Annotated in this window: 23 protein-coding genes and 1 pseudogene; 7 read left to right on the top strand and 17 right to left on the bottom strand. The window is 68.7% G+C overall.

Annotated elements, in window-relative coordinates; all coding sequences use genetic code 11:
- Window positions 1-8: 8 nt before the first annotated feature.
- From ASV56_RS10990 to ASV56_RS10970, 5 genes are read right to left on the bottom strand one after another with little or no spacing between them, the layout of a single operon-like run.
- Window positions 9-278, bottom strand: a complete 270-nt coding sequence (locus tag ASV56_RS10990) for a K+/H+ antiporter subunit F (protein WP_062562007.1) — start codon at window positions 276-278, stop codon at window positions 9-11.
- On the bottom strand, window positions 275-766 hold the full coding sequence (locus ASV56_RS10985; RefSeq protein ID WP_062562006.1) for a Na+/H+ antiporter subunit E: 492 nt from the start codon (window positions 764-766) through the stop codon (window positions 275-277). Before ASV56_RS10985 ends, ASV56_RS10990 begins: the two co-directional genes overlap by 4 nt.
- Complete coding sequence (locus tag ASV56_RS10980) at window positions 763-2,277, bottom strand: monovalent cation/H+ antiporter subunit D (RefSeq protein WP_062562005.1); 1,515 nt, start codon at window positions 2,275-2,277, stop codon at window positions 763-765. The genes ASV56_RS10985 and ASV56_RS10980 overlap by 4 nt, the downstream gene beginning before the upstream one ends.
- A complete protein-coding gene (locus ASV56_RS10975; RefSeq protein WP_062562004.1) occupies window positions 2,274-2,639 on the bottom strand; it encodes a Na+/H+ antiporter subunit C in 366 nt (121 codons plus the stop codon). Before ASV56_RS10975 ends, ASV56_RS10980 begins: the two co-directional genes overlap by 4 nt.
- Entirely contained in the window at window positions 2,639-5,434 is a 2,796-nt protein-coding gene (locus ASV56_RS10970) for a monovalent cation/H+ antiporter subunit A (RefSeq protein ID WP_062562003.1), read from the bottom strand. Before ASV56_RS10970 ends, ASV56_RS10975 begins: the two co-directional genes overlap by 1 nt.
- A 119-nt stretch (window positions 5,435-5,553) precedes the next feature.
- On the opposite strand from ASV56_RS10970, the gene ruvC reads away from it, so the two are divergent.
- From ruvC to ASV56_RS10945, 5 genes are read left to right on the top strand one after another with little or no spacing between them, the layout of a single operon-like run.
- Window positions 5,554-6,048, top strand: a complete 495-nt coding sequence (ruvC, locus tag ASV56_RS10965) for a crossover junction endodeoxyribonuclease RuvC (protein ID WP_062562002.1) — start codon at window positions 5,554-5,556, stop codon at window positions 6,046-6,048.
- A gap of 10 nt (window positions 6,049-6,058) precedes the next feature.
- Entirely contained in the window at window positions 6,059-6,730 is a 672-nt protein-coding gene (gene ruvA, locus ASV56_RS10960) for a Holliday junction branch migration protein RuvA (protein WP_062562001.1), read from the top strand.
- 5 nt (window positions 6,731-6,735) lie between these two features.
- Entirely contained in the window at window positions 6,736-7,641 is a 906-nt protein-coding gene (gene htpX / locus ASV56_RS10955) for a zinc metalloprotease HtpX (RefSeq protein ID WP_062562000.1), read from the top strand.
- On the top strand, window positions 7,638-8,663 hold the full coding sequence (ruvB, locus tag ASV56_RS10950) for a Holliday junction branch migration DNA helicase RuvB (RefSeq protein WP_062561999.1): 1,026 nt from the start codon (window positions 7,638-7,640) through the stop codon (window positions 8,661-8,663). The genes htpX and ruvB overlap by 4 nt, the downstream gene beginning before the upstream one ends.
- A complete protein-coding gene (locus ASV56_RS10945) occupies window positions 8,656-9,066 on the top strand; it encodes a PaaI family thioesterase (RefSeq protein WP_062561998.1) in 411 nt (136 codons plus the stop codon). Before ruvB ends, ASV56_RS10945 begins: the two co-directional genes overlap by 8 nt.
- A 162-nt stretch (window positions 9,067-9,228) precedes the next feature.
- Here the strand turns inward: ASV56_RS10945 and ASV56_RS10940 are convergent, their stop codons facing one another.
- The 9 genes from ASV56_RS10940 to tolQ all read right to left on the bottom strand — a co-directional run bounded on the left by ASV56_RS10940 (window position 9,229) and on the right by tolQ (window position 18,608).
- Window positions 9,229-9,546 (bottom strand): chorismate mutase, encoded by a 318-nt coding sequence (locus ASV56_RS10940; RefSeq protein WP_062561997.1) that lies wholly within the window; start codon window positions 9,544-9,546, stop codon window positions 9,229-9,231.
- A 327-nt stretch (window positions 9,547-9,873) separates the two neighbouring features.
- Window positions 9,874-11,772, bottom strand: coding sequence for an ATP-dependent zinc metalloprotease FtsH (gene ftsH, locus ASV56_RS10935; protein WP_062561996.1), 1,899 nt, complete (start codon window positions 11,770-11,772; stop codon window positions 9,874-9,876).
- Between the two features lie 60 nt (window positions 11,773-11,832).
- Complete coding sequence (gene tilS, locus ASV56_RS10930) at window positions 11,833-13,068, bottom strand: tRNA lysidine(34) synthetase TilS (protein WP_062561995.1); 1,236 nt, start codon at window positions 13,066-13,068, stop codon at window positions 11,833-11,835.
- Window positions 13,058-13,969 (bottom strand): tetratricopeptide repeat protein, encoded by a 912-nt coding sequence (locus ASV56_RS10925; protein ID WP_062561994.1) that lies wholly within the window; start codon window positions 13,967-13,969, stop codon window positions 13,058-13,060. The genes tilS and ASV56_RS10925 overlap by 11 nt, the downstream gene beginning before the upstream one ends.
- The gene (gene pal / locus ASV56_RS10920) at window positions 13,969-14,478 is read right to left on the bottom strand and encodes a peptidoglycan-associated lipoprotein Pal (protein ID WP_062561993.1); all 510 of its coding nucleotides are present in this window, start codon (window positions 14,476-14,478) and stop codon (window positions 13,969-13,971) included. The genes ASV56_RS10925 and pal overlap by 1 nt, the downstream gene beginning before the upstream one ends.
- A gap of 21 nt (window positions 14,479-14,499) precedes the next feature.
- Entirely contained in the window at window positions 14,500-15,810 is a 1,311-nt protein-coding gene (gene tolB / locus ASV56_RS10915; protein WP_437435917.1) for a Tol-Pal system beta propeller repeat protein TolB, read from the bottom strand.
- Between the two features lie 76 nt (window positions 15,811-15,886).
- Window positions 15,887-17,431, bottom strand: a complete 1,545-nt coding sequence (locus tag ASV56_RS10910) for a hypothetical protein (RefSeq protein ID WP_062561991.1) — start codon at window positions 17,429-17,431, stop codon at window positions 15,887-15,889.
- A 4-nt stretch (window positions 17,432-17,435) separates the two neighbouring features.
- Window positions 17,436-17,912, bottom strand: a complete 477-nt coding sequence (locus ASV56_RS10905; RefSeq protein ID WP_062561990.1) for an ExbD/TolR family protein — start codon at window positions 17,910-17,912, stop codon at window positions 17,436-17,438.
- Entirely contained in the window at window positions 17,913-18,608 is a 696-nt protein-coding gene (tolQ, locus tag ASV56_RS10900) for a protein TolQ (RefSeq protein WP_062561989.1), read from the bottom strand. It abuts the gene before it with no gap.
- Between the two features lie 295 nt (window positions 18,609-18,903).
- Between tolQ and ASV56_RS10895 the strand changes: the two genes are divergently transcribed.
- The gene (locus tag ASV56_RS10895; protein WP_062561988.1) at window positions 18,904-19,344 is read left to right on the top strand and encodes a YbgC/FadM family acyl-CoA thioesterase; all 441 of its coding nucleotides are present in this window, start codon (window positions 18,904-18,906) and stop codon (window positions 19,342-19,344) included.
- Here ASV56_RS10895 and ASV56_RS10890 read toward each other — a convergent pair.
- The 3 genes and pseudogenes from ASV56_RS10890 to ASV56_RS10880 all read right to left on the bottom strand — a co-directional run bounded on the left by ASV56_RS10890 (window position 19,341) and on the right by ASV56_RS10880 (window position 23,138).
- Complete coding sequence (locus tag ASV56_RS10890; protein WP_156429126.1) at window positions 19,341-19,967, bottom strand: YdeI/OmpD-associated family protein; 627 nt, start codon at window positions 19,965-19,967, stop codon at window positions 19,341-19,343. The two genes, ASV56_RS10895 and ASV56_RS10890, sit on opposite strands and share 4 nt — an antisense overlap.
- 125 nt (window positions 19,968-20,092) lie before the next feature.
- Window positions 20,093-21,523: a Glu/Leu/Phe/Val family dehydrogenase gene (locus ASV56_RS10885; protein WP_062561987.1), complete on the bottom strand. Its 1,431-nt coding sequence runs from the start codon at window positions 21,521-21,523 to the stop codon at window positions 20,093-20,095.
- 477 nt (window positions 21,524-22,000) lie between these two features.
- Window positions 22,001-23,138: pseudogene (locus tag ASV56_RS10880) on the bottom strand (IS3 family transposase).
- Between the two features lie 24 nt (window positions 23,139-23,162).
- Between ASV56_RS10880 and ASV56_RS23950 the strand changes: the two are divergent.
- Window positions 23,163-23,555 (top strand): hypothetical protein (locus ASV56_RS23950; RefSeq protein ID WP_172823743.1); only part of this gene is annotated, 393 nt, incomplete at its 3' end.

Below are 23,555 nucleotides of genomic sequence, written 5' to 3'. Positions count from 1 at the left end.
ACCCCTTCCTATTCGATGATGTCGCCGCGCAGGACGAATTTCGCATAGGCCACGGTCGAGATGAAGCCGACCATGGCGAAGAGCAGCGCCGCCTCGAAATAGATGCCGGTGCCGCGGTCGATGCCGAAGATCGCCAGAAGCGCGATCATGTTCAGCGCCATCGTGTCCAGCGCCAGCACCCGGTCGGCCGGCCCCGGCGCAAAGACCACGCGGTAAAGGCAGCAGAGCAGCGCCAGCCCGAAGCAGCCATAGGCGAAGAGAAGCGCATAAAGGATCATTCGAAGATCTCCTTCAGCCGGGTCTCGTAGCGGGTCTTGATCTCGTCCCGCACGGCATCGGGGTCGGGGGCGTGCAGGCAATGCACCAGCAGCGCGCGTCCGTCCTGCGACAGGTCGCAGCTGACCGTGCCGGGGGTCAGGGTGATGGTGCCGGCCAGGGTGGCGATGGCCTCGGGGCGGCGCAGCGCCAGCGGCACGGCGATCCAGGCCGGGCGCAACGCGCGGCGCGGCTTGAACAGCACGATCAGCGCCACGGTGACATTGGCCTTGGCGATGTCCAGAAGCACCAGCGCCAGATAGGCCGGGATGCGCCAGGGCCGGCGAAAGCCCTGGGTGCCCGGCCAATAGGGCGCGGTCAGCAGCGGCACGGCGATGCCGACCAGCACGGCAAAGACCAGCGAGCCCCAGGCCCAGCGGTTGACCAGCCCCAGCCAGACCAGCGCCAGCACCAAGGACAGCACGGGATGCGGGAACAGCCGGCGCATCATTTCGTGCCCTCCTGCCCCGAGAGCACGGCCTCGAGATAGGCCGACTGGTCGTGCAGTTGCAGCGCCGTGTCATGGGCCAGGCGCATGGCCGGGCCGGCAAAGACGGTCAGCGCGACGATGCCCGCCAGCAGCGCGGCGATGGCGGCAAGCGACAGACCCTGCCCGGCCGGGGCGCGGGGCGCGGCAGAGCCGGCCTCGGCGCCCTTCCAGAACAGCAGCGAGCCGGCGCAGGTCATGCCATAGATCGCGACGAGCGAGCCGAGCAGGATCACCGCCCAGACCCAGATGACCGCCGGCGTCTCGGCCGTGGCCTGCATCACCAAGAGCTTGCCGATGAAGCCGGACAGCGGCGGCATGCCGGTGACCGCGATGGCGGTGGCGAAGAACAGCACCGCGACCAGCCCGTTGCCGGGCATCGCCGGGCGCGGGCGCAGCCACAGGTCGCCCCGGCGCGCGCCGATCAGGTCCACGACCAGGAACAGCGCGCCTGCCGCCAGCGTCGAATGCACCAGGTAATAGACCGCCGCCGCCGTGGACTGCGGGTTCTGCTGCGCCACCGCGATCATCAGCGTCCCGACCGAGCCGATGGCCGCGAAGGCCGCCAGCCGCCCCAGGTGCCGGCTGCCCAGCACGCCGATCTGCCCCAGCGCCAGGGTGAACAGCGCGGCGGGCAAGAGCAGGTCCATGACCACGCTCTCGACCACCGTGTCCTGCGGAAAGACCAGCGTCATGAAGCGCATGATGCCATAGGCGCCGACCTTGGTCATCACGGCGAACAGCGCCGCCACCGGCCCGGGCGCATTGGCATAGGTCGCGGGCAGCCAGAAATGCAGCGGCACCAGCGCGGCCTTGATGGCAAAGACCAGCACCAAGAGCACGGCGCCGGTGCGCAGCAGCGCGGAATCGCCCGGCGGGATCGCCGCCACCCGCGCCGCCATGTCGGCCATGTTCAGCGTGCCGGTCACCGCGTAGAGCACCCCCAACGCCGCCAGGAACAGCACCGAGCCGGCGAGGTTATAGGCGATATACTGCACGCCCGCGCGCAGCCGCATCTCGCCCCCGCCATGGACCATCAGCCCATAGCTGGCGATCAGCAGCACCTCGAAGAAGACGAACAGGTTGAAGGCGTCTCCGGTCAGGAAGGCGCCGCAGATCCCCATCAGCTGGAACTGCCACAGCGCATGGAAATGCCAGCCGCGCCGGTCCCAGCCCGAGCCCACGGCGTAAAGCTGCACGGCCAGCGCCAGCACCGCGGTCAGCAGCAGAAGCAGCGCCGCCAGCCGGTCCAGCACCAGCACGATGCCGAAGGGCGCGGCCCAGTTGCCCAGGCGATAGACCCGGATCGTGTCGTCCGCGGCCAGCAGGTTCAGCCACAGCGCCAGCCCGACCAGCGCCGCGGTGCCCAGCAGCGACAGGCCGCGCTGCCAGCGCAGGTCGCCGCGCAGGCCCAGGATGATGACGGCGCCCAGCACGGCGGGCAGCAGCACGGGGGCGATCAGCAGGTGGCTCATGCGTCGCCCCTCTCGTCGCTCTCGGGCGGGCGGCGGTCGGCGCGGGGCATGTCGACGCGGTCGTCGCCTCCGGCCAGATAGGCGCCCAGCGCTATCATCACCGTCACGGCGGTCATCCCGAACGAGATCACGATGGCGGTCAGCACCAGCGCCTGCGGCAGCGGATCGGTATAGACACCCGCGCCCTCGCGCAGCACCGGCGGGGCGTCGACCACCAGCCGGCCGGTCGAGAACAGGAACAGGTTGATCGCATAGCTCAGCATGGTCGTGCCCAGCACCACGGCAAAGCTGCGCTTGCGCAGGATCAGATAGATCCCGGCGGCGGTCATGACGCCGATGGCGCTGGCAAGCAGGAATTCCATCAGCGCCCCCTGGTTCCGGCGGCCCGCGCCACGCGCGTCAGCGCCTCGAGCGCCAGCATCACCGCGCCCAGCACGCACAGGAACACGCCCAGGTCGAAGCCCATGGCCGAGGCCAGCTCGAACGGCTCCAGCCCCGGCAGCGTGACATAGCCATAGGTCGAGGTCAGGAAGGGCAGCCCCCAGGCCCAGGCGCCGATGCCGGTCAGCCCGGCCGCGATCACGCCGGCGCCGATCAGCGCGTGATAGGGGATGCGCTGGCGATGCTGCGCCCAGGCCAGGCCCGAGGCCATGTATTGCGCGACCAGCGCGATGGCGACCACCAGCCCGGCGATGAAGCCGCCGCCCGGCGCATTGTGGCCGCGCAGGAAGATGTAAAGCCCCGCGACCAGCAGCAGCGGCAGCACCAGCCGCGTCGCCACCACCATCAGCAGCGGATGCGGATCGCCGGCGCGGCGCGCGGCCCGCCAGCCGTCCAGGTGCCAGCCGCCGGCGCCCTTCAGCAGGCTTTCGGTCAGCGCGAAAATGGTCAGCGCGGCGATGCCCAGCACGGTGATCTCGCCAAAGGTGTCATAGCCGCGGAAATCGACCAGGATCACGTTCACCACATTGTCGCCGCCGCCCAGCTTGTGGCTGTTTTCCAGCATGTAGCCCGAGATCGGCGGCAGCGCGAAATCGCTGCGCATCATGGCATAGGCCAGCGCGCCGAAGCCCAGGCCGCCCAGCGTGGCGATGAAGGCGTCGATGCCGCGCTTGCGGTCGCGGCTGTCGATGGGCGTGCGCTTGGGCAGGAAGTTCAGCGCCAGCAGCAGCAGGATCACCGTGACCACCTCGACCGAGATCTGGGTCAGCGCCAGGTCCGGGGCCGAAAGATAGACGAAGCTGGCCGAGACCATCAGCCCGACGATGCCCACCAGCACCAGCGCCAGAAGCCGTTGCCGGTGAAAGGCCACCATGCAGCCGGTCGCGACCAGCAGCGCCAGCCAGCCGAGCAGCGGCACCGCCTGCACCTGAAGCATGGGCCGGGTGGCGCCGCGCCAGTTTCCGGTCGAAAACGCCCAGAGCCCGCAGGCCAGCACCGTCAGGGTCAGCGCGGCAAAGGCACGCGACATCGAGCCATTGGTCAGCCGGTCGGTGACGAAGCCCGATGCCGTCGCCGCCGCCCGCGTCACCGCGTCGAAACCGGCCTTGCCGTCCGGCCGCGCCATGCCGTCGCGCACGCCGATCAGGCGCCGGTTCAGCGCCAGCAGCAGGACGCCCGCCGCCACCGCCGCGCAGGACATCAGCAGCGCCGGCGTGACACCGTGCCACAGCGCGAAATGCGGATGCGCCTCGGCCCCGGTGGTGGCGCTGGCCGAGGCCTCGACCAGCCAGCCCGCCACGAGGTTGGGCATCAGCCCGATCAGCACCACCAGCACCGCCAATACGGCCGGCGGCAGCCACAGCCCCAGCCCCGGATCATGCGGGCGGTGCGGGTAATCCGGCCGCTGAGGGCCCAGGAACACCTGCCAGACCAGCCGCAGCGAATAGCAGACCGACAGCGCCGCCCCCAGCGTCGCCAAGGCCCCGATCAGCCAGGGATTGCCCTGCCAGGCGGCATGGCCGGCGTTTTCCAGCATCAGCTCCTTGGACAGGAAGCCGTTCAGCGGCGGGATGCCGGCCATGGACAGCGCCGCGACGGTGGTAATGGCGAAGGTCAGCGGCATCAGCCGCCGCAAGCCGCCCAGCCGGGCGATCGAGCGGGTGCCGGCCTCGTGATCCACGATGCCGGCGGCCATGAACAGCGCCGCCTTGAATGTGGCGTGGTTCACGATGTGGAACATCGCCGCCAGCGCCGCGGCCTTGGTGCCGAAGCCCAGCAGCATGGTGATGAGCCCCAGGTGCGACACGGTGGAATAGGCCAAGAGCGACTTCAGGTCGTCGCGGAACATGGCGATCCAGGCGCCCAGCACCATGGTGACAAGGCCGGTGCCGGCGACCAGGTGGAACCACTCGGGCGTCCCCGACAGCACCGGCCAGAGCCGCGCCAGCAGGAAGATCCCGGCCTTCACCATGGTCGCCGAATGCAGATAGGCCGAGACCGGCGTCGGCGCCGCCATGGCATGCGGCAGCCAGAACTGGAACGGGAACTGCGCCGATTTGGTAAAGGCGCCGAGCAGGATCAGCAGCAGCGCCGGCAGATACAGCGGGCTTGCCTGGATCGCCTCGCGCGCCAGCAGGATCTGCGAGATGTCATAGCTGCCGGCGATCCGGCCCAGGATCAGCATGCCGGCGATCATCGCCAGCCCGCCCATGCCGGTCACGGTCAGCGCCATGCGCGCGCCCTGCCGCCCCTCGGGCAGGTGCTTCCAATAGCCGATCAGCAGGAACGAGGACAGCGAGGTCAGCTCCCAGAACACCAGCAGCAGCAGGATGTTGTCCGACAGCACGATCCCCGTCATCGCGCCCTGGAACAGCATCAGGCAGCTGTAGAACACCGGCGCCGAATCGCGCGCCGCGAGATAGAAGCGGGCATAGGCGATGATGAGCAGCCCGATGCCCAGGATCAGGATGCCGAACAGCAGCCCCAGCCCGTCCAGCCGGAAATTCGCATCAAGCCCCAGGCCGGGCAGCCAGGCGATGCGCGTTGCCACAGCCTCGCCGGCCAGGATGGCGGGGATATGCAGGCACAAGCCGATCAGCGCCGCCAGCGTGACCGCGCCGCAGGCCAGCGCGATGATCCCGCGCCCCTGGCGCGCAAGCAGCCCCGGCAGCAGGGCGCCCAGAAAGGGCAGGACGGCGATCAGTGCTGGCGACATGGTCCCTCGTTCTGGTTCCGGTCTATCTCTGGGTCGGGGCGCCGATTGTCAACCGCATGACAAAGTCGCTAGGCGATGTTCGCCTTTCGTGCTAGCCATGGCGAAAAAGGGAATGAGGCATGAAGATCATCGGCATAGACCCGGGCCTGCGCAACATGGGCTGGGGCGTGATCGCGGTGGACGGCCCGCGCCTGCGCCATCTGGGCAATGGCATCGTGCGTTCCGAGGCGGGCGAGCTGGGGCCGCGGCTGGCGACGCTCTATCGCGGGCTCTGCGCGGTGATCGCCGAATTCCGCCCCGATGCGGCGGCGGTCGAGCAGACCTTCGTCAACAAGGACGCCACCGGCACGCTGAAGCTGGGCCAGGCGCGCGGCATCGCCCTGCTGGCCCCGGCCGAGGCCGGGCTGGAGATCGGCGAATATGCCCCGAACGCGGTGAAAAAGACCGTGGTCGGCGTCGGCCATGCCGCCAAGGAGCAGATCCAGCATATGGTCCGCTTCATGCTGCCCGGCGTCGAATTCGCCGGCCCCGACGCGGCCGACGCGCTGGCCGTCGCCATCTGCCATGCCCATCACAGCCAGGGCCGGGCGCTCCGCATCAAGGTGCCTGCATGAGGAGGTTCGCATGATCGGCCGCATCGCCGGCATCATCCTGCACCGGGCCCAGGATCACGTGCTGATCGACGTGCGCGGCGTGGGCTATATCGTCCATGTCAGCGAACGCACCGCCGCCGCGCTGCCCCCGGCCGGGCAGGCGACCGCACTTTATACCGAGCTGCTGGTGCGCGAGGATCTGCTGCAGCTCTTCGGCTTTCCGACGCTCTTGGAAAAGGAATGGCACCGGCTGCTGACCTCGGTCCAGGGCGTGGGCGCCAAGGTCGGCCTCGCGATCCTCGGCACGCTCGGCCCCGAGGGGCTGGCCCGCGCGCTGGCGCTTGGCGACTGGTCGGCGCTGCGCAAGGCGCCGGGCGTCGGGCCGAAGCTGGCGCAGCGCGTGACCATGGAGCTGAAGGACAAGGCCCCCGCCGTCATGGCGATGGGCGGCAACCTGACCGTCGATCCCGGCCCCCTGCCCGAGCCCTCGGCCGAGGTGATCGAGGCGCCCGCCGCCCGGGCGACACCGGCGGCGCCATCCTCGGCCCAGGCGACGTCGGATGCGCTCTCGGCGCTCGGCAATCTGGGCTATGCTCCGTCCGAGGCCGCCTCGGCGGTGGCCGAGGCCGCGGCGCGGGAACCGCAGGCGGCCACGGCGGCTTTGATCCGCGCGGCCCTGCGGCTGCTGGCCCCCAAGGAGTGACGACCATGACCGGAAACCTGCGCACCTTCGTCCTGATGGCCGCCCTGACCGCGCTGGTCATGGGCATGGGCTATCTGCTGGGCGGCCAGGGCGGCGCGGTGATCGCGCTGGTGCTGGCCGGCGCCGGCAACCTGTTCGCCTGGTGGAACAGCGACAAGATGGTGCTGCGCCAGCAAGGGGCGCATCCGGTCACCCGCCAGCAGGCGCCGGAACTGGTCGACATGGTGGCGGCGCTGGCGCAGCGCGCCGGCCTGCCAATGCCGGCGGTCTATGTGCTGGAGACCGAGCAGCCCAATGCCTTCGCCACCGGCCGCAACCCGCAGAATGCCGCCGTGGCGGTGACGCAGGGCATCATGCGCGTGCTGAGCCGCGACGAGCTGGCCGGCGTGATCGCGCATGAACTGGCCCATATCAAGCATCGCGACACGCTGACCATGACCGTCACCGCGACCATGGCCGGCGCCATCGCCATGCTGGGCAACATGCTGATGTTTTCCAGCCTGTTTGGCGGACGCGACGACAACCGCGGCGGCGGGCTCGCCGGCATCCTGGCGATGATCTTTGCCCCGATGGCGGCGGGGCTGGTGCAGATGGCGATCTCGCGCACCCGGGAATACGAGGCCGACCGCATGGGCGCCCAGATCTGCGGCCAGCCGATGTCGCTGGCCGGAGCGCTGGCCAAGATCTCGCGCGCGGCCGGGCAGGTGGTGAACCTCCCGGCCGAGCGGAACCCGGCCTCGGCGGCGCTGTTCATCGTCAACCCGCTGCACGCGCTGCGCATGGACAGGCTGTTCGCCACCCACCCGCCGGTCGAGGAGCGCATCGCCCGGCTGCAGGCCATGGCCGGCGGCTTTGCCGCCTCGCGCGTGCCGGGCGTCTCGGGCGGCGCCGGTCCCTGGGGCGACCGATGAGCCAGCCGGACCCGATGCTGCGCCCCGACCCGATCGAGGGCGAGACCGAGGACCGCGCGCTGCGCCCGCAGATGCTGGCGGATTTCGTCGGCCAGGCCGAGGCCCGCGCCAACCTGCGCGTCTTCATCGAAAGCGCCCGCATGCGCGGCAAGGCCATGGACCACACGCTGTTCCACGGCCCCCCCGGCCTCGGCAAGACCACGCTGGCGCAGATCATGGCGCGCGAGCTGGGGGTGAATTTCAAGATGACCTCGGGCCCGGTGCTGGCCCGCGCCGGCGATCTCGCCGCGATCCTGACCAACCTGGAAGCCCGCGACGTGCTGTTCATCGACGAAATCCACCGCATGAACCCGGCGGTCGAGGAGATCCTCTATCCGGCGATGGAGGATTTCGAACTGGACCTGGTGATCGGCGAAGGCCCGGCGGCGCGCACGGTGCGCATCGAGCTGCAGCCCTTTACCCTGGTCGGCGCCACCACCCGGCTGGGGCTCTTGACCACGCCGCTGCGCGACCGTTTCGGCATCCCGACCCGGTTGCAATTCTATACCATCGACGAGCTTGACCATATCGTGACCCGGGGTGCGCGGCTGCTGGACATCCCCTCCGAGCCCGCCGGCACGCGCGAGATCGCGCGGCGCGCCCGCGGCACGCCGCGCATCGCCGGGCGCCTGCTGCGCCGGGTGATCGACTTTGCCCTGGTCGAGGGCGACGGCAGGCTGACGCGCGAGATCGCCGACAGCGCACTGACCCGGCTGGGGGTGGACCATATCGGCCTTGACGCCGCCGACCGGCGCTATCTGACGCTGATGGCCGAGCATTACGGCGGCGGGCCGGTCGGGGTGGAGACCCTTTCGGCCGCGCTGTCGGAAAGCCGCGATGCCATCGAGGAGGTGATCGAGCCCTATCTGATGCAGCAGGGCCTGGTCGCCCGCACACCGCGCGGCCGGATGCTGGCCCGGCTGGGCTGGCGCCACCTCGGTCTCGACGCGCCGCGCACGCAGGAAAGCCTGTTCGATGACTGATCCGACCGACCGCATCCGCGACAGTTTCGACCGCCAGACCATGATGCAGACGCTGGGCGCCACCTTGCTGAGCGTCGAGCCCGGCAAGGTCAGCATCGCCGCACCGATCCTGCCGACGGCGCTGCAACAGCATGGCGCCGGCCATGCCGGGCTGGCCTTCAGCATCGGCGATTCGGCCGCGGGCTATGCGGCGCTGTCGCTGATGCCCGAGGGCTCCGAGGTGATGACGGTCGAGATGAAGATCAACCTGATGTCGCCGGCGCTCGGCGACCGGCTGCTGGCCGAGGGCCGGGTCATCCGCCCCGGCCGCCGCATCATGGTGGTCGCCGCCGATGTCTGGGCCGAAACCGCCGGCGGGCGCAAGCATGTCGCCATGCTGCAAGGCACCATGATCCCGGTCTAGGTCGCAGTTCCGGAATTGCCGCAACCGGGGGCTTTGCGCCCCCGGACCCCCGCAGGATATTTACGCAAGAAAGAATGATCCGCCCATAAGACGGTTGGTTCTTTCTTGCATAAATATCCTGGGGGAGCGCGGTACGCGCAGGGGGCAAAGCCCCCATGGCGATCAGTCGTGCGGGCCGGCCGAGAGCACCCGATCCTCTTGCGCGATGAAATGCTCCATCATCAGCCGCCACAGGGCTTCGGCAAGGTCGGGATCCAGACCCGCAGGGCCGGCAAGGCGGCGGGCATTGGCGGCGACTTCCTCGACGCGGCTGTCGATGCGGGCCGGCAGCCCTTCGCGGGCCTTGATCCGCGCCGCCTCGTCGATCAGCGTCGAACGCTCGGCCAGCAAGGCGATCAGCTGGGCGTCCAGCGCGTCGATGCGGGCGCGCAGATCATGCATCGCGGAGTCGGGCGCCAGGTGCGGGTCGGAGGTGCTCATGCCTTCCCATGCCCCGATGCGCGCGCCGTGACAAGCCGGGGCATCGGCGGAATGTGGCGCAGATGTCGCACATCATGGGCGAAATTTCGCCTATGACGGAACATTCTGGCGTGAATGCGCATTTCGTTCTTAGCTGGGAGCGAGGTCATGCTCTCCGCATTACAGGGAAAGGATCTGAGGAATGACGGCCGCCAGTTTCGTGATCAATATCGGTTTCGGCCTGGGTCTGGCGCTTGGCGCGGTGGCGCTGCTGCTGCTCTAGCCCTCTCCTGACCGATCCCGCGGCAAGAAAGAACCCCCGGATCGTCGATCCGGGGGTTTTCCTGTTCAGCCCTGCGGTTGCGGCGCGACCTCCGGTGCCGGTCCGGCGCTGCCGGCGCGCGGGATCGAACTGACCGAGGGGATCGAGGAGCTGGGCGTGTTGTCGTCGCCGCCCAGGGCCTCGCCGCGGATGACGCGGCCGATATCCTCGCCGGTCAGGGTCTCGTATTCCAAGAGGCCCTTGGCGAGGCGCTCGAACTCCTCCTGCTTCTCGTTCAGGATGCGCCAAGCCTCGCGATAGCCTTCCTCGATCAGCCCGTGGACCTCCTGCTCGATCAGTTCCTTGGTCGCGGCCGAGACCGAGAAACCGCCGGTATTGCCCTGGTAGCCCTCATGCGCCTCGGCATAGTCGATGTTGCCGACCTTGTCGGACATGCCCCAGCGCATGACCATGGCGCGCGCCAGGGCCGAGGCCTGCTGGATGTCGCCCGCCGGGCCGTTCGAGACGCCTTCCTCGCCGTATTTCAGGATTTCGGCGGCCTTGCCGGCCATGGTCATGGCGAGCTTCTGCTTGGCCTCGTCCTTATGATAGTTCAGCCGGTCCATCTCGGGCAACGACACCACCATGCCCAGCGCGCCGCCGCGCGGGATGATCGTCGCCTTGTAGACCGGGTCGCATTTCGGCAGCGACAGGCCGACGATGGCGTGGCCGGCCTCGTGATAGGCGGTCTTTTCCTTTTGCTCGGGGGTCAGGACCATGCTGCGGCGCTCGACGCCCAGCATGACCTTGTCCTTGGCATTCTCGAAATCCTCCATGGCGACGAAGCGGCGGCCGATGCGGGCGGCGGTCAGCGCGGCCTCGTTCACCAGGTTCATCAGGTCGGCGCCGGAAAAGCCCGGCGTGCCGCGGGCGATGATGCGCAGGTCGACGTCCGGGCCGACCGGCACCTTGCGGGCATGCACCGAGAGGATCTTTTCGCGGCCCTTGATGTCCGGGTTCGGCACATAGATCTGGCGGTCGAAGCGGCCGGGGCGCAGCAGCGCCGGGTCCAGCACGTCCTTGCGGTTGGTGGCGGCGATGATGATGACGCCCTCGTTGGCGTCGAAGCCGTCCATCTCGACCAGAAGCTGGTTCAGGGTCTGCTCGCGTTCGTCATTGCCGCCGCCGATGCCGACGCCACGGGCGCGGCCGACCGCATCGATCTCGTCGATGAAGACGATGCAGGGGGCGGATTTCTTGGCCTGCTCGAACATGTCGCGCACGCGGCTGGCGCCGACGCCGACGAACATTTCCACGAAGTCGGAACCGGATATGGTGAAGAAGGGCACGCCCGCCTCGCCGGCGATGGCGCGGGCGAGCAGCGTCTTGCCGGTGCCGGGCGGACCGACCAGCAGCGCGCCTTTCGGGATCTTGCCGCCGAGGCGCGAGAATTTCTGCGGGTTGCGCAGGAATTCGACGATCTCTTCCAGTTCTTCCTTGGCCTCGTCGATGCCGGCGACATCGTCGAAGGTCACCCGGCCGTGCTTTTCGGTCAGCAGCTTGGCGCGCGACTTGCCGAAGCCCATGGCCCCGCCTTTGCCGCCGCCCTGCATGCGGTTCATGAAGAAGATCCACACGCCGATCAGCAGGATGAAGGGCAGCCAGACGCCCAAGAGCGACATGAAGCCCGACTGCTGCTGGCGCTCGACCTTGACCTCGACGCCCTTGTCGATCAGCCGGTCGGCGATTTCCTCGCCCTGCGGACGGACGGTGGCATATTGCTTGCCGTCCTTGCCGAGAATGCCGATCGTCTCGCCGTCGATGGTGACGGAGGAAACCTCGTCCTTGTCCACCCGCTCGATGAACTCGGAATAGCTGATCTGGCGGCTGTTCATCTGGGAAGATCCGTCGCTGAACAGGTTGAACAGCGCCAGGATCATCAGAAACAGCACGACCCAGAAGGCGATATTGCGCGCGTTGCCCAAAGGCAGGTCCTCCGCGGGTAAACAGGCTTTCGAGTGAAAATAGGGATTCCCGCGTCAGGTTCAATGCACATAGAGCATGGCGCGGAATTCCGGCAGGCCGCGCAGCGGTGTCGCGGCGATGCCGGGGGCGGGTTGCAGCAGCGGCGCGGCCAGCAGGGCCTGATCCTGCCAGATGCCGGGGGTTGCGGCAGCCTCGTCGCGCGTCAGGCCCGAATCGCGCCAGCCGAGGCCGGAGAGCGGAGCGTGGCCCAGCGCGCGGACCTGCTGGCCCGGTTGCAGGCCGGTGACGCGCCAGCGGCCGTCCCAAAGCGCCGGATCGCCGGCGACGGGGGCGGCGCGCAGGCTGGCGGCGGGTTCGCGGATCAGGTGCAGCCAGCCGGCACGGCTCCGGGCGATGACGCCCTCCAGCGTGACCTGCCGGCCCTGCGCCAGTTCCGCCAGCGCGTGCTGCACCGGCGCGCGGCGCGGCGGATAGCCGGCGCCCGAGACAAAGCGCAGCCCTGCGACAAGAAGTCGCCGGCGGATCTCGGCCGGGGCGGCCAGGAAGGCGGGCAGCGGCAGGTCCAGCCCGCCGGCGCGGGACTGCGCGCCCTGCGCCGCCTCGGCCGCGTAATGCGCCAGCGCGTCGCGGGCCATGCCGAGATTCTGCAGCGATTGCGCCAGTTGCGGCAGCGGCAGGTCCAGCCCGGTCATGGCCTTGCGCAGGCGGACGCGGTGGAAATCGTCACGCTCGTTCGAGGGGTCGTCGATCCAGCCGATGCCGCGCGCCGCCAGCCAGTCGCGCAGTTCCGCGCGCGAGATCGTCAGCAACGGCCGCAGCCAGAGCGCGCCTTCGGCCTCGCGCCGGTCGGCCATGCCGCAAAGCCCGTCCAGCCCGGCGCCGCGCGCCAGCCGCATCAGCAGCGTCTCGGCCTGGTCGTCCAGCGTATGGCCCAGAAGCACGGCGGAAAGCCCGTGCCGCCGCGCCCAATCGGCCAGCAGGCGCAGCCGGGCGTCGCGCGCGGCGCCCATCAGGTTGCCGCCACCTTGGCGGTGCCAAACCAAGGTCTCATGCGGGATGCCAAGCGCCGCAGCGCCTTGGCCGGCGCGGCGCGCCTCATCGGCGGAACCGGGGCGCAGGCCGTGGTCGACCGTCGCCGCCATCAGCCGCGCTCGGCCCCAGCCCTGCGCCAGATGCATCAGCGCGGTGGAATCGCCGCCGCCCGACAGGGCGATGCCCAAGCTAGGCAAGGCGCCGGCCAGCCGGTCCAGCGCGGCATGGGCGCGGTGCTCGACCGTGCCCGGCTCAGCCGCCATCCGCCAGGTCCGCGGCCGCCTCGGGGTCCATGTCCTCGACCGCCTGGTCGGCGGCGCCCTCGATCAGCGCCTCGCAACCGGATTCGGCCATGCGCTTCTCGGCCTCGGCCGCCTGCGGCGCCGAGGGGAAGCGGCTGGTGATTTCCTGAAGATAATAGCAGCCCTCGGCCGGCCCGCCCTTGGCGGACATGGCCCGCGACAGGCCCAGCAGCGCATCCGGCGCCTGCGGCCCATCCGGGTTGGCGGCGAAACTTTCCAGCCAGGCGATGCCGGCGCCGTCCAGGTCGCCGGCGGAATCCAGCGCCGCCCCGCGCAGGAACAGCGCCTCGGCGGTCAGCGGACCGCCGGCATGGGTCTTGGCGACGGCCGCGAAGAGGTCCGCAGCACGGCGAAAGTCACCTTGACCGAGCACCTCCCGAGCCCGGTCGAAATCGGCCTTTTCCGCCGCGGTGGCGGCCCCGGCCGAGGGGGTCCTGGCGGGCGCGAGCGCCCCCTGCTGGTCCGAGGACGGCAGGGACGATCCGCCCTGCTCGCCCAGCGTCGGCGTGGTCAGGCTGCCCAGGTCGCAGCCCTCCTCCATCTCGCACAGGCGGAACTCGATGTCGCCGATGCGGGTGGTGCCATCCCGGACCACGCGGTCGATGCGGTTCTGCAACTGCTCGGTCTGGCCGGTCAGCTGCGCCAGCCGCGCCTCCATCGCGTTCATGCGGTCGATGGCGCTGTCGCCGCCCGCCGCAGCAAAGCCGGCCTGGCCCGAGGCGACCAGCTGGCCGCGCAGACCCTGCAGATCGGCCGAAAGCTGGTTCAGCTCGGCCCGGATATCGGCCAGGGTCTGCGCGTCCTGCGCCGCCACCGGCAGCGCCGCCAGCGCGAAGCCGGCCGCAAGAAGCAAGCGGCGCATCACATGCCCACCCCGGGGCTGACCACCGTCACGGCGCGGCGGTTCTTGGTGAAGCAGTCCTCGGTCGAGCAGATCGCCAGCGGCCGTTCCTTGCCATAGCTGACGGTGCGGATGCGGCCGGGCTGCACGCCTTGCGAGATCAGGTATTCCTGCACCGAATTCGCCCGCCGCGCGCCCAGCGCGAGGTTGTATTCGCGGGTGCCCTGTTCGTCCGCATGGCCCTCGATCAGGGCCGAGAAGCCGGCGTTCTGGTTCAGCCAGCCGGCCTGGTTGGCCAGCGTGGTGCGGGCCTCGGGCGTCAGCGTCGACTGGTCCAGCGGGAACAGCACCGTATCGCCCGCCGTCGCCTTGAAATGCTCGGCCGTGCCGGGCAGCGCCGAGGCGCCGACCCCGCCCGGGCCGCCGGCCCCGGCATAGGGGTCCTGCACCTGCATGTCCTGCGCCGGCCGGGCACAGGCCGCCAGCGCGAGAACGGCACCGATTGCGGCAATCTTGAGGAAAGTTTTCATGATCCTGTCCATCTTACGCGCTTAGGGCAGCAACGGACCCCAATCGGGGTCCGATGCCGCGCCACTGATCTCGACCGGGCGCATGTTGCGCCCGGTGATGTCCACCGAATGCAGCCGGGGCTGGCCATTGCCGCCCGGCGTCACGCGGGTGAACATCACCACGCGGCCATTGGGGGCCCAAGTCGGGCCCTCGTCAAGGAACGATTCTGTCAGCATTTTCTCTTCCGAGCCATCGGTGCGCATGACGCCGATGTGGAACTTGCCGCCGACCTGCCGGGTAAAGGCGATCATGTCGCCGCGCGGCGACCAGACCGGCGTGCCATAGCGGCCGTCGCCGAAGCTGATCCGCTTCGGCTCGCCGCCGTTCGCGCCCATGACGTAAAGCTGCGGCGTGCCCGAGCGGTCGCTTTCGAAGACGATCTGCTTGCCGTCCGGGCTGTAGCTGGGCGAGGTCTCGATCGAGGGCGCGTTGGTCAGCGCCCGCTGCGCGCCCGAAGCCGCGTCCATCTGGTAGATGTCGGTATTGCCGCCCTGCTCCAGCGAATAGACGATCCAGCGCCCGTCGGGCGAGAAGCGGGGCGAGAAGCTCATCGAGCCGTTGCCGCCGGCGGAAAGCTGGCGCGCGCCGAGGCTGTTCACGTCCATCAGCATGGCCTGCGGGAAGCCGGTCGCATAGCTGGTGTAAAGCAGCCGCGAGCCGTCGGGCGAGAAGCGCGGCTTCAGCACCAGCGCGGAATCGTCGGTCAGCCATTTCACGTTGGCGCCGTCGTAATCCATGATGCCGATGCGCTTCCTGCGGGCGTCCTTGGGCCCGCTTTCCTGCACGAAGGCGACGCGGCTGTCGAAATAGGGCCCCTCGCCGGTCAGGCGGGAATAGACCTGGTCGGCGGCCTTGTGCGCCGCGCGGCGCCAGTTGCCGGTCGCGGCGTCGAACTGCATGCCGTCGCCCAGCGGCTGGCCGGCGAAGACGTCGAACAGGCGAAACTTGACGATGACCTTGCCGCCCTCGACCCGGACGGCGCCGGTGATCAGGGCCTGGGCATTGATCGCCTTCCAGTCCTCATAGCTGACCGGCGCGTCGAAGCTTTCGGGCCGCGCGATATGGGCCGAGGCCGGGATCTCGCGGAAAAGGCCGGTGCCGGTCAGGTCGGCGGCGATCAGCTTTTGCACCTGGCCCAGGTATTCGCCGGCGCCGCCCTCGTCGTGGAAGGCCGCGATGGCGAAGGGCATCGGCTCGATCACCCCGTCGGTGATCTCGATCCGCAGGGGACCGTCCTGCGCCAGGACCGGCGCGGCAAGCCCAAGGCCGGCAAGGGCCAGGACGGAAGTCAGAAGAAATTGTCGCAACATGAATCGCCCTCGTAAGGTCTTGGTTGCAGGATAGAGTGTCGCGGGCGGGGATGCCATGTCACTTGACCCGCGCCCCGCCGCTGGCGTTGAAGTCGATGATGACATCCTTCCAGCGGTTGTATTTTTCCGGCGGCAGCTTGTAGCCGCCCTTCTCGCACATCAGGATCGCCCGGCGCGCGGCCTCATAGGCCTGTTTCGCCGCCGCGTCCGAGCCGCCATCATGTCCGATCATCCGCAGCGAGCCCTTCTCGACCGTGCCGTCCGGCGCCATCGAGAATTGCACCGACACCGTGGTCCGGCTGGCCTCGGTCGAAAGCGAGCCGCGGTTCCAGCACTGTTCGACCGCGACGCGGAAGCCGTCCTTCTCGCCCTGGCTCAGCGGCGGGCCGCTGGCGGCGGCGCCTCCGCCGCCCGAACCGGCCGAGCCCTCGCCCTTCTTCTGCGCCTCGGCCAGGGCCTTCTTGGCGGCCTCCGCGGCCTTGCGCTCGGCCTCGGCCTTTTCCTTGGCCTTGGCCTCTGCCGCGGCTTCGGCGGCAGCCTTCCTGGCTGCGGCGGCTTTCTCGGCGGCGGCCTTTTCCTCGGCCTCCTTCCTGGCCTTGGCCTCGGCGGCCTTCTTCTCGGCGGCGGCTTTCTCGGCCTTCTCGGCAGCCTCCTGCTCGGCGGCCTTTTCGGCGGCGGCGCGGCGGGCGGCATCGGCCTTGCGTTCTGCGGCCTTGCGTTCCGCGGCCTTCTGCTCGGCGGCCTTTTCGGCAGCGGCGACCTTCTGCTCGGCGGCTTCTGCCTCGGCCTTCGCCTCGGCCTCGCGGCGGGCGCGTTTCTTGGCCTGGCTGGCCTTGCGGGCGGCATCGGCTTCGGCCTCGCGCGCCTCGGCTTCGCGGCGCTCGTCCCTGGCGCGTTCCTCGGCGGCGCGGCGGGCGGCGTCCTGCTGCGCCCTCTTGGCAGCGGCCTGTTCGGCGGCGGCTTCCGCGGCCTCGCGGGCCAGCACCGCCTCGCGCTGGCGGGCGGCCTCGGCGCTGGCACGGCGGGCCTGCACGGCCTCGGCCAAGCCCTCGGGACGACCGCGCGGGCGCGCCGATTCCACCGGAGCCTGGGCCGAGCGCTGCGGGATCGGCGCCGGCGATTGCGCGGGATTGCGCACCGGATCGGGGCGGTCGGCGGGCTGCGGCAGGGCGGCCAGCTCGACGGCATTGTCGGGCTGGGCCGGCTGCGGCGCGTCGGTCGCGGCGGCGACCGGCCGGGCGGCACCCTGGAAATCCGACAGGTCCGGCCGCGCCTCGGGCCGGTCCGCGGGCGTGGCCAGATCGGCCGCCTGCCCGTCCGGGCTGGGCGGGCTCACGGCCTCGACCGCGCCGGGGCGGTTTTCGTCGGCGGGCGCGCGCGGCTGGGCCGGGGTGGTCGAGGCGGTGTCGCTGACCGGGCCGTGGCCTGCGGCAGCGGCGGCCAGCGACTGGAATTCGGCATCGGTCATGGTCGCGACCTCGGCCATGCGCACGGCTTCCAGCGGCTGCGGCCGGAACAGCGCGCCGCCGACCAGCGCCGCGCCCAGAAGCGAGGCATGCGCCACGCCCGAGACCCAGTAGCCGATGCGATCCGCGCGTTCCATGGGCTCAGCCATTCCCGCCCGCGCCGGCGCCCGCGTCCATGCGCGGCCCGCCGGCATCGGTGACCAGCACGATATTGTTGAAGCCGGCGGCGTTCAGCGCGCCCATGACCTGCATGACGCGGGCATAGGGAATGGCGCCGTCGGCACGCAGGTAGATCTTGTCGCTCTGCCGTTCCTCGGCCACGGCGCGCAGGCGCGACACCAGCTCGTCCTCGGGCACTTCCGAAGTCATGACCAGGATCGGCCCCTCGGGCGTGATCGAGACCGCGAGCGGCTCCTCGGGCTCGGCCGGCACCGCCTGGGCGGCGGTCTTGGGCAGCTCCAGCGGCACGCCCACGGTCAGAAGCGGCGCCGCGACCATGAAGATGATCAAGAGCACCAGCATCACGTCCACGAAAGGCGTGACGTTGATTTCCGCCATCGGCTGGCTGCGGGCGCGGCCCCGGCCCTTGCGTCCGCGCTTGACGACCCCGGCGCCCATCTATTCGTCGTCCAGCTGGCGCGACAGGATGGTCGAGAACTCGTCCGCGAAGGATTCGTAATTCCCGGTGATGCGGTCGCTGTCGGTGCTGAGCTTGTTGTAGAAGATCACCGCAGGAATGGCCGCGAGCAGGCCCAGCGCGGTCGCGACCAGCGCCTCGGCGATCCCGGGCGCCACCACGGCGAGCGAGGTGTTCTGCGAAATCGCGATCTCCTCGAAGGCGGTCTTGATGCCCCAGACGGTGCCGAACAGCCCGATGAAGGGCGCGGTCGAGCCGACGGTGGCAAGGAAAGGCAGTCCGCCGGTCAGCCGGTCGTTCTCGCGGTTGATCGCCACGTTCATGGCGCGGTCGATGCGCGCGGTGGCGCCGGCGATCAGATTGCCGTCGTCGCGGTGGCTGCGGCGCCATTCGGTCATGCCGGCGGAAAAGATCCGCTCGGCTGCGCCCGAGGGCGTGTCGCCGATGCGGTCGTAGAGATCCTCGAGCGGCTGGCCGGACCAGAAGGCGCGGTCGAAACGGTCGGCGTCGCGCCGGGCGGCGGCATAGGTGATGAATTTCTGGATAATGATCGACCAGGCCCAGAACGAGGCCAGGATCAGGATCACCATGACGATCTGCACGGTCAGCGAGGCGCGTGCGAACAGCGCGATCAGCGAGAAATCGACCGGCTGCCCGGCTCCGGCGAGTTGTTCCATGGAATGTGGCCTGTCCTTTGGGCCGCTGCGGCGCGGCTTCTGCCTTGGGCAAGTAGCAGAAGCCTGCCTGCGGCAAAACCCTGCCGGTGTCAAATCTGCGTCAAGTGCCGCAGGGGCTGGCGCGCGGCCCCCGGGCCGCATTGACCGGCGCGCGCGATCTGGCTAGCACGGCATCTGGCGGCATCTTGCCGCCCCGCATGGATATTAGCGCAGAATTTACAGCTTCGCGGCATGAACCGGCATGCGGCCGCGACCCGGTCGCCGCCACCATCGCCAACCGGAACGGAGGCCCGGCATGCAACCGACATCATCCCGTCCCTCGGGCAGGGCGTTTTCCCAGACCTACCGCATCTATTACGCCGATACCGATGCCGGCGGCATCGTCTATCACGCCCGCTACCTGGAATTCGCCGAGCGCAGCCGGGCCGAGATGCTGCGCCAGGTCGGCCACCCGCTGGTCGGCCCGGCGGGCGAGCAATTTGTGGCCCGGGCGGCGGCGCTGTCCTGGCAGAAGCCGGCGCGGCTGGACGACCTGATCACCTGCGAGACTTCGGTGATGCATGCGCGCGGCGCCAGCATCCGCATCCGCCACGCCTTCTTCCGGGGGGACGAGGCGCTGGTCGAGATCCAGATCGACCTCGTCCACGTCAACAGCGCGATGCGGCCGACGCGGGTGCCCGACGCGCTGCGCGCGCGGCTGGCGCCGTTCCTGGAAAGCCCCGAACCCGGCGCCTAACGCTCGGTCGCGCCCTTGCCGGCGAGGATGCGGTCGCGGAACTTCTCGATCCGCGCCACCCGGGTCGCGGATTGCCGGGCCTGGTTCAGGTTGAAGAAATAGCTTCTCTGCCGCCCCGGGGTCAGGGCGTGAAAGGCCTCGGCCAGTTCCGCGTCAGCGTCCAGCGCCTCGGCCAGCTCGTCCGGCATCTCGATCCGGCTTTCCGGCTTCGGCGGCTTGGTCCCGGCCTCGGCGTGGTCCATCAGCTGCCGCAGATAGGCCCGGATCACCGGCGCCAGCGCCGCGACCTGCGCCGGATCGGTGAAGCGGATCGTGCCCGGCGTGGCGCTGTTCGGCCCCTGCGGCTCAAGCACGCCCTCGGTGTCGCGAAGCAGGCCCGGATTCATGAAGCTCAGCCGGAAATCGCCCCGCAGCGCCCCCAGGATCGCGATATTGCGCCCGGCATGCATATAGACCGGATGCGCCCATTTCACCGTCTCGGCCAAGCCCATCTCCTGGCAGAGCCGGCGCAATGCGACCAGCCCCTCGTTCCAGACCAGGGCCGAGCAATCCGGGGTTGCAAAGCGGGCACAGCGGCCGCAGCCCTTGGTGAAGAAATCCCCGACCTCGGTGATCATCGCCATGCGCCGTTCCTCCCTGCCCTGCGTGGATCCGCGCCAGGATCCGGCGCCGTCACAACATAGATCAGGATGGCCGCATTTCCATGCAGGACGCGGCGCGTCCCGCACGGCGCGCGCGGGCCCGAGCCTTACAGCCCCTTCGAGCGATAGGTGCTGGCCACGCGCTCGATGGCGACGATATAGGCGGCGACGCGCAGGTCGGTCACGTCGTTGCGGCTGTGCCACAGCTCGCGCATCGACTGATAGGCCGTCCGCATCGTGTCATCCAGCCCCGAGCGCACCAGCGCCAGCTCGTCCGAGCCGGTCAGGAACTTTTCCTTGAAATTCGGCTTCAGTTCCCAGCCCAGGCCCCGGTCGGCCGAAAGCCGTTCCAGTTCCGCCACCAGCAGGCGCGAGCGCGCCTCCTCGGCCCGGCGCTGCATGCGGCCGAAGCGGATATGCGACAGGTTCTTGACCCATTCGAAATAGCTGACCGTCACACCGCCCGCGTTGGCATACATGTCGGGGATGATCAGCACGCCCTTGTTGCGCAGGATCTCGTCCGCGCCGAAGGTGACCGGGCCGTTCGCGGCCTCGACGATCAGCCGGGCCTTGATGCGGTCGGCATTGCCGAGGTGGATCACCCCCTCCATCGCCGCCGGGATCAGGATGTCGCAGGCATGCTCCAGCACCGAGGCGCCGTCCTCGACATAGGTGGCATTGGGGAAGCCGCGCACGCCGCCTGTCTCGGCGATCCAGGTCTTCAGCGCCTCGATGTCGAGGCCGCGCTCGTCGATGACGGCGCCGTCGCGCTCGATCACTCCCACGACCTTGACGCCATCCTCCTCGGACAGGAACTTCGCGGCGTGATAGCCGACGTTGCCCAGGCCCTGGACCACGGCGGTCTTGCCCTCGAGCGCGCCCTCCAGGTTGGCCAGCGTCACGTCCTCCTTGTGGCGGAAGAATTCGTGCAGCGCGTATTGCACGCCGCGGCCCGTCGCCTCGACCCGGCCGCGGATGCCGCCCGAGTTCAGGGGCTTGCCGGTGACGCAGGCCTTGGCGTTGATGTCGGTGGTGTTCATGCGCGCATATTGGTCGACGATCCAGGCCATCTCGCGCTCGCCGGTGCCCATGTCGGGGGCGGGCACGTTCTGGGCCGGGTTGATCAGGTCGCGCTTGATCAGCTCATAGGCGAAGCGGCGGGTGATCTGCTCCAGCTCATGCACCTCCCATTGCCGCGGGTCGATGCAAAGCCCGCCCTTGGAGCCGCCGAAGGGGGTTTCCACCAGCGCGCATTTGTAGGTCATCAACGCGGCCAACGCCTCGACCTCGTCCTGGTGGACGGAAAGCGCATAGCGGATGCCGCCCTTGACTGGTTCCATATGTTCGGAATGGACCGAACGGTAGCCGGTGAAGGTCTCGATCTTGCCGCGCAGCCGGACACCGAAGCGCACGGTATAGGTCGAGTTGCAGACCCGGATCTTTTCGGCAAGACCCGGCGACAGGTCCATGTGCCGCACGGCACGCTGGAACATCAGGTCGACGGATTCGCGGAAGCTGGGCTCGCGGTCTAGGGGCATGGTCGGGGGTCTCCTGCGGCTGACGCCTTGGCGTTCCGTCCAGCATAGCGCCGGATCGGTGTTTGTGGCCAAGGATTTAGAGGCAGTGCTTCGGAAAGGCCAATGCCGATCGGGGCTTGGTCATTCCGTTTGCGCATAGATTAATGCGATGACGTTCCGGCCGCGGGGCCGGGGGCCGCCCTGCGGGGGCGGTTTCCAGAGCCTTGAGCACGATGTTGTCGAGCATCGCGTCCGCCAGCAGGCGCTTCAGTCTGCCGTTCTCGTCCTCCAGCGCCCAGCCTTTGGGCGTCGGACACGTCCATGCTGGCCTGCTGACTGTTTCGTGGACAGCGAGTTAAGCCAGCATAGCGCTTGCCTCGAACTCCATGGGGTTGAGATAGCCCAGTTTCGAATGACCTTTGCGCGGGTTGTAGAAGAGAGGTGGTTCGATTGATCTGAACAGGTTCTGGGCGATTTCCAAGTGGTTTTCTGCCTCGGTTATGCCGCTGCCGCTTCGGGCATTGGCGGGGTGAAGTAGGCCTGATCGGGCGTTTTCCCGTCAAGCGATGAATGCGGACGGCGGCTGTTGTAAAAGCCGAGATAGCGGCCGATCCCGGCGCGGGGCTCAGACACGCTGGCATAGGCCCGCAGGTAGACCTCCTCGTATTTGACCGTCCGCCACAGACGCTCGACGAAGACGTTGTCGCGCCAGGCGCCTTTGCCATCCATGTGGACTTGATCTCTCGGGCGGCCAGAACCTTGATGAAGTCGATGGACGTAAACTGGCTTCCCTGAGCCGTGTTGAATAGCTCGGGCGTGCCGTGACGTGCCAGTACCTCCGCGACGGCTTCCTTGCAGAACTCGGCCTCCAGCGTGATCGACACCCGGCATGCCAGGACACGGCTTCGGTGAACCAGTCGAGCACGGCAGCCAGATAGATGAACCCGCGGGCCATGGGAATGTAGGTGATGTCCATCGCCCAGACCTGATTGGGGCGGGTGATCGGCAGCTTCCTGAGCAGATAGGGGTAGATCTTGTGCCCCCGGCGCTGGCTTCGAGGTGTTAGGTCGGGTAGAGCGCCTCGATGCCCATGCGCTTCATCAGCGTGGCAACGTGCAGCCGCCCGACCTTGAACCCTTCCTGGATCAGCAGGCCCTGCAGCATCCGGCTGCCCGCGAAGGGGAATTCCATGTGCAGCTTGTCGATGCGGTGCATCAGCTTCAGGTCCGCGTCCGACACCGGGCGGGGCTTGTAGTAGACGCTGCCCCGGCTGATCCCCAGCACGATGGCCTGTCGGCTGACGCTCAGCTTGGCCGAGGGATCGATCATCTTTTTGCGCTCGGCAACAGACCCGCCTTGCCGAGCGCGCCGGACAAAAAATCGTTCTCCAGCGTCAGCTCTCCGATCTTTGCATGCAGGGTCTTCACATCGACGATCGGTTCTGGCTCAGCTTTCGCGGCTTCGCCGAACACCCCGGTCGCGCCCTCGAGCAGCTGGTCACGCCACTGCTTGATCTGGTTCGGATGCACGTCGAAATCCTGCGCCAGCTCGATCAGCGTCTTCTCGCCCTTGATCGCAGCTGCCGCCACTTTCGCCTTGAAGGCCGGGTGTGGTTCCGGCGCGGTCGTCTTCCCATGGTCTTCTCCTCGCTCGCAACATCATGCTGCCCAATCGCCGGGAAATTGATCCACTGGATCAATTTCTGGCCCGGCTCATACGCGGAAAATCCACTTATCCCGGCTGTTCAGATTTCCGGAGCCACCTCTCTCCCGATGCCGCCCTATGCTTTCATGTGAAGATCGAGGGAGATACCCTCAACGGGGATTCCAGTGACCTTCGATATTTCAGTGCGAGCATTATCGAGGATCTCAGAAACGGACAAAGAGCGAGGCTTTACCTGATCTTCGACATGCGGAAGATCAACAGCATCATCGTCAACATCCAGCGGGTAGCTTGCGATCAAATTCGCGGTGGTAGCAAAACCCGAGCCGACGTGGGCAGTTTGAGTGCCATCGCACTTGTCGATACAAATTCACATACCGAAATTATCGGT

Origin of the sequence: Paracoccus aminovorans, from assembly GCF_001546115.1 — a bacterium.
Classification (GTDB): Bacteria; Pseudomonadota; Alphaproteobacteria; order Rhodobacterales; family Rhodobacteraceae; genus Paracoccus; species Paracoccus aminovorans_B.
The sequence above is the reverse complement of the archived record's forward strand: the minus strand, read 5'-3'. Positions and strand labels throughout refer to the sequence as shown.

Bases quoted from the DNA above. Each gene is read 5' to 3' on its own strand.
- ASV56_RS10945 (WP_062561998.1), top strand. From the start codon at position 8,656: ATGACTGATCCGACCGACCGCATCCGCGACAGTTTCGACCGCCAGACC.
- htpX (WP_062562000.1), top strand. From the start codon at position 6,736: ATGACCGGAAACCTGCGCACCTTCGTCCTGATGGCCGCCCTGACCGCG.
- ASV56_RS10925 (WP_062561994.1), bottom strand. From the start codon at position 13,969: ATGCGCCGCTTGCTTCTTGCGGCCGGCTTCGCGCTGGCGGCGCTGCCG.
- ASV56_RS10970 (WP_062562003.1), bottom strand. From the start codon at position 5,434: ATGTCGCCAGCACTGATCGCCGTCCTGCCCTTTCTGGGCGCCCTGCTG.
- ruvB (WP_062561999.1), top strand. From the start codon at position 7,638: ATGAGCCAGCCGGACCCGATGCTGCGCCCCGACCCGATCGAGGGCGAG.
- ASV56_RS10890 (WP_156429126.1), bottom strand. From the start codon at position 19,967: ATGGCGATGATCACCGAGGTCGGGGATTTCTTCACCAAGGGCTGCGGC.
- ASV56_RS10905 (WP_062561990.1), bottom strand. From the start codon at position 17,912: ATGGGCGCCGGGGTCGTCAAGCGCGGACGCAAGGGCCGGGGCCGCGCC.
- ASV56_RS10980 (WP_062562005.1), bottom strand. From the start codon at position 2,277: ATGAGCCACCTGCTGATCGCCCCCGTGCTGCTGCCCGCCGTGCTGGGC.
- ruvA (WP_062562001.1), top strand. From the start codon at position 6,059: ATGATCGGCCGCATCGCCGGCATCATCCTGCACCGGGCCCAGGATCAC.
- ASV56_RS10985 (WP_062562006.1), bottom strand. From the start codon at position 766: ATGATGCGCCGGCTGTTCCCGCATCCCGTGCTGTCCTTGGTGCTGGCG.
- ASV56_RS10895 (WP_062561988.1), top strand. From the start codon at position 18,904: ATGCAACCGACATCATCCCGTCCCTCGGGCAGGGCGTTTTCCCAGACC.
- tolQ (WP_062561989.1), bottom strand. From the start codon at position 18,608: ATGGAACAACTCGCCGGAGCCGGGCAGCCGGTCGATTTCTCGCTGATC.
- ASV56_RS10940 (WP_062561997.1), bottom strand. From the start codon at position 9,546: ATGAGCACCTCCGACCCGCACCTGGCGCCCGACTCCGCGATGCATGAT.
- ruvC (WP_062562002.1), top strand. From the start codon at position 5,554: ATGAAGATCATCGGCATAGACCCGGGCCTGCGCAACATGGGCTGGGGC.
- tilS (WP_062561995.1), bottom strand. From the start codon at position 13,068: ATGGCGGCTGAGCCGGGCACGGTCGAGCACCGCGCCCATGCCGCGCTG.
- ASV56_RS10910 (WP_062561991.1), bottom strand. From the start codon at position 17,431: ATGGAACGCGCGGATCGCATCGGCTACTGGGTCTCGGGCGTGGCGCAT.
- ASV56_RS10885 (WP_062561987.1), bottom strand. From the start codon at position 21,523: ATGCCCCTAGACCGCGAGCCCAGCTTCCGCGAATCCGTCGACCTGATG.
- pal (WP_062561993.1), bottom strand. From the start codon at position 14,478: ATGAAAACTTTCCTCAAGATTGCCGCAATCGGTGCCGTTCTCGCGCTG.
- ASV56_RS10990 (WP_062562007.1), bottom strand. From the start codon at position 278: ATGATCCTTTATGCGCTTCTCTTCGCCTATGGCTGCTTCGGGCTGGCG.
- ASV56_RS10975 (WP_062562004.1), bottom strand. From the start codon at position 2,639: ATGGAATTCCTGCTTGCCAGCGCCATCGGCGTCATGACCGCCGCCGGG.